The following is a 4,431-nucleotide window of genomic DNA, read 5'->3' on the forward strand; positions in this document are numbered from 1 at the left end:
TTGTTTCCACATCATCTACTTTTAAGTGGCTATAGAATGATCCCTCTGGATATACTATGGCTATAGGTCCTGCCTCACAAAGTCCAAAACACCCTGTTCTTACAACTTTAATTTCATTATCTAAATCTTTCTCTTTTAATAGCTCTTCAAACTTATCCTGTATTTTATCTGACTTTGATGAAGTACATCCTGTACCTCCACATATTAATACATGTGATCTATATATATTCATTAAACTAACCCCCTTTAAAACATTTGTTATAGTTAATGTTTCATATGAAACATTAACCCCTTATTGTCCCTATTGTATAATCAGTAACCACATTCCCATTCACTATATGTTCTAATATTATTTTCCTAGCTTTATCCTCTGTCATATTTACATATGTAACTTTTTCTCTATCTGGACTAAAAACTTCAACTATAGGCTCTAAATCACATATTCCTATACACCCTGTTTGAGTAACGGTAACATTTTCTAAATTTCTTTTCTTGGTCTCTTCAAGTAAAGCCATTAAAACAGGCCTAGCACCTGCAGATATTCCACAAGTTGCCATTCCCACTACTATTCTTGTTCCCCCTTTCTTATTTCTTAATGTTACTTTATCTAATGATGCTTCCCTAATCTTTTTTAATTCTTCTAAAGATTTCACTTATTACACCTCCACATTATTAGCCTTTATATTTTCCTAAGATAGAATCAATTTCACTTGGATCTAATTTTCCATATACATCTTCATTTATGGTCATAACCGGAGCTAATCCACATGCTCCTATACATCTTGTAGCCTGTAGTGAAAATCTTCTATCTCTGGTAGTTCCACCTACTTCCACTTTTAAGTCTTCCTTTATCTTATCTAATATTTCCTGTGAGCCTTTAACATAGCAAGCGGTTCCCAAACAAACCCCTATTTCATATTTCCCCTTTGGTATTAATGAAAACTGAGCATAAAATGTTGCAACTCCATATATCTCAGATAGTGGTATATTTAACTGTTCAGATATTATTGTTTGTACTTCTATTGGAAGATATCCAAATAGTTTTTGTGCCTTATGTAATATTGGCATTAATGCTCCTTTTTTATCTTTATTTTCCTCAATAGTTTCTTGTAGAATTTTTAAATTTTCTTGATTCCTTTCAAAATCAAATTTAAACTCCATATTGTCCCCTCCCCCTTAAAATCTTATAATCTTTGAATAATTTCAAAGTTACAATTATTTATTGTTAATATTTTAACCAAACATTTAAAAAGACAGCTTCCTTCCTCTGGAGCTGTCAATCGATTTATCTTATGTAAAATTTATTCATTTTTATCAAGTTAATTATACATCCTTACTATATATATGTCAATATATTGGAATTATTATAGTTTTTGATAAAATTATCTTTGTAAAATAAAAATAGGGATCGCTCCCTATTCAGACTTTCATTGAAGTTTATTTAGACAAAATCAATACTCTGAATAGAGAGTTATCCCTATTTCTTAATCAATATTTATAACACCTTCAATTATTATTTTAGCCCTTCCACCGACCTTTACTATATAGCTATCGTCCTTTTCATGGATTTCACAATATATCTTACTTGGTCTACCTAAAGCTTGTCCTTGATTGGATAAAATTTCATTTCCCTTTAAAACATTATTCTTCTTAAGATAATATATTAATGCTCCATTTGCAGTTCCTGTTGCTGATTCCTCATTTATTCCTAAAGCAGGAGCAAAGTTCCTACAGTAAATTTCTCCATCATCAATGGTAAAGGCATGAACTCCACCAACTTTTAATTCTTCAGATATTTTTGTTAAAACATTATAGTTTATATCCATATCATTTAATAATTTCTTATTTCTAACAGGCATTATAATGTCTGGAAGCCCAGTTGATACAATCTGTGGTTTAATACTATACCCTTCTAGGGATATATCCTTACTATCTAATTTAAAAATATTAGATAGTACATCTATTTTATTAACATCTCCTAGTACCTCAGGTTCTCCTTGATACATTAATACTTTTTCTACTTGATTGTCTTTAAAATATATATCCACAGGAAGTTTGCCTACCTTAGTTTCCTGATGTATAGTTACTATTCCATTATCTATACTTTTAATGTAACCTTTCTTGGCCAAAGTATAAAAAGTAGCAATAGTAGCATGTCCACATAAATCCACTTCACATTTAGGAGTAAAAAACCTAACTATGAAATTATTGTTATCTTTGGGAATTACAAATGCCGTTTCCGATAAATTCATTTCCTTAGCTATCCCTTGCATAGAATTATCATCTAATTTACTGGCATCGGCTATAACCCCCGCTGGGTTTCCACCAAATAATTGATCTGTAAATGCATCAACTTGATACATAATTATCTCCATCCATCTCTCTCCTTTATAAGAAAGTTTCATATTCATTATATCAAAATAGTTGTAGTATGAATATGGTATTTATTGTAATGACAAAAATAATGTTTCATATGAAACATTATTTTTGTCATTACTTACTGCTCTACCGATAGTAAGTCTAATATTCTTTGTAAGTCATCATCACTATAATATTCTATTTCTATTTTTCCTTTCTTTCTTCCATTTACTATCTGAACTTTTGTACCTAATACCTTTCTTAAGGATTCTTCTAAGTCTCTTATAACAGGGTCCTGTGTATTATCCTTTTTCTGCTTTTTCTTCTTTTTTTTACTCCCCATATTTTTTACTAACCTTTCGGTATCCCTCACATTTAATGAATTTTCTATTATTCTCTTCGCCACTTCATACTGCATATCTTTATCTTCTAGAGCAAGCAAAGTTCTACCATGGCCACTTGAAATTTTACTACTACTTATTAATTCTATAATTCTTTTATCTAATTTCAATAATCTCGTGATATTGGCTATATAAGATCTGCTTTTTCCCACTGCTTCTGATACCTTTTCTTGGGTTAAATTATATTTATCCATTAATTTCTTATATGCTAATCCTTCCTCTATAGGATTTAAATCTTCTCTTTGTATATTTTCAATTAAAGCTATTTCTGAGGCTTCTATTTCATCTATTTCTTTTATTATACAGGGAATTTCCTTTAATTTAATATCTTTTGCAGCCCTCCATCGTCTCTCCCCTGCAATAATTTCATAACCATTTCCAGCTTTTTTTACTATTATAGGTTGTATCAGTCCATGTTTTTTTATTGAATTTGAAAGTTCATATAAGGAATCTCTATCAAAGTCTCTTCTAGGTTGTTCTTTGTTAGGTTTTATTTTAGATATATCTATATTAATTATACTTTTATCACTTTCAATGGTATTCTCAACTTCATCGGGAATCAGTGCAGATAATCCTTTTCCTAACCCTCTTTTCTTTTTCACCATGCTATATCACATCCTCTATATATTCTATAAATTCCTCAGCAAGCTCCATATAGGCTTTGGCCCCTTTAGATTTAGGATCATATTCAATAACCGGTATTCCATAACTGGGCGCTTCTGCTAATCGTACATTTCTAGGTATTATTGTAGTATAAACACTCCCTCTAAAATATTTCTTAACTTCATCAACTACTTGTATAGAGAGGTTGGTCCTTCCATCAAACATACTCAATACTACTCCTTCTATTTCTAAATTAGAGTTTAAACCTTTCTTCACCATTTTTATTGTATTCATAAGGGAACTTACCCCCTCTAGAGCATAATATTCACATTGTATAGGTATAAGTACACTATCAGATGCAACTAAAGAATTTATGGTGAGTAAGCCAAGGGATGGTGGACAATCTATAAATATAAAATCATAATCCTCTATTATATTGGATATTGAACTCTTTAAAGCTAATTCCCTTTTTTCCCTAGTGGTCAATTCAATTTCGGACCCAGCTAAGTCTACATTTGAAGGAATTAAAAATAAGTTTCTATAGGCAGTTTCTATTATTGTATCCTTTATGTTTATCTCTCCCATTAGTGTATCATATATAGAATACTCCACAGTATTTTTATCTATGCCGAATCCACTTGTTGTGTTTCCTTGGGGATCTATATCTATAACCAATATTTTTTTACCTATTTTGGCTAAACAAGCACTTAGATTAACATTTGTAGTTGTTTTCCCCACTCCACCCTTCTGATTAAATATAGCTACAACTTTTCCCATCACTTCACCCCCGATATTTATTTATAAAATCAATTAAAATTATTTACCGTTAAAAAGTTCATTTATAAATGTTTCATATGAAACATTTTATTCTTATTAAAATATATTTCTTTATTCAGTAAAAATATTCCTTCAAAAATATAAAATAATAATAAAAAGGCCCAAGGGCAATGTCATTAAGTTAAGAAATATTTTAAAGAATCCAAGACAGAAAATAAACTGATTTCTGTCTTGGATTCTCTTTTCTTTAGTAAATAACAAATTTATGACATACTAAAAAGACAGATTGCCA

Annotated in this window: 6 protein-coding genes; all 6 read right to left on the minus strand. The window is 30.2% G+C overall.

Annotation, left to right across the window (positions count from 1 at the left end):
- The coding region (locus tag V6137_RS20600; RefSeq protein WP_425449828.1) for a (2Fe-2S) ferredoxin domain-containing protein at nt 1–232 on the minus strand (232 nt) is incomplete at its 3' end.
- A 52-nt stretch (nt 233–284) separates the two neighbouring features.
- Complete coding sequence (locus V6137_RS20605; RefSeq protein ID WP_425449829.1) at nt 285–653, minus strand: (2Fe-2S) ferredoxin domain-containing protein; 369 nt, start codon at nt 651–653, stop codon at nt 285–287.
- A 19-nt stretch (nt 654–672) separates the two neighbouring features.
- Nucleotides 673–1,161 (minus strand): NADH-quinone oxidoreductase subunit NuoE, encoded by a 489-nt coding sequence (gene nuoE / locus V6137_RS20610; protein ID WP_425449830.1) that lies wholly within the window; start codon nt 1,159–1,161, stop codon nt 673–675.
- Between the two features lie 323 nt (nt 1,162–1,484).
- A complete protein-coding gene (locus V6137_RS20615) occupies nt 1,485–2,375 on the minus strand; it encodes a PhzF family phenazine biosynthesis protein (RefSeq protein ID WP_425449831.1) in 891 nt (296 codons plus the stop codon).
- A gap of 122 nt (nt 2,376–2,497) precedes the next feature.
- Nucleotides 2,498–3,364: a ParB/RepB/Spo0J family partition protein gene (locus V6137_RS20620; RefSeq protein ID WP_425449832.1), complete on the minus strand. Its 867-nt coding sequence runs from the start codon at nt 3,362–3,364 to the stop codon at nt 2,498–2,500.
- 1 nt (nt 3,365) lies between these two features.
- Nucleotides 3,366–4,139, minus strand: a complete 774-nt coding sequence (locus V6137_RS20625) for a ParA family protein (RefSeq protein WP_425449833.1) — start codon at nt 4,137–4,139, stop codon at nt 3,366–3,368.
- Nucleotides 4,140–4,431 lie beyond the last annotated feature (292 nt).

Source organism: Dethiothermospora halolimnae (assembly GCF_037577855.1).
In the GTDB taxonomy this organism is placed as follows: Bacteria; Bacillota; Clostridia; order Tissierellales; family VENL01; genus Dethiothermospora; species Dethiothermospora halolimnae.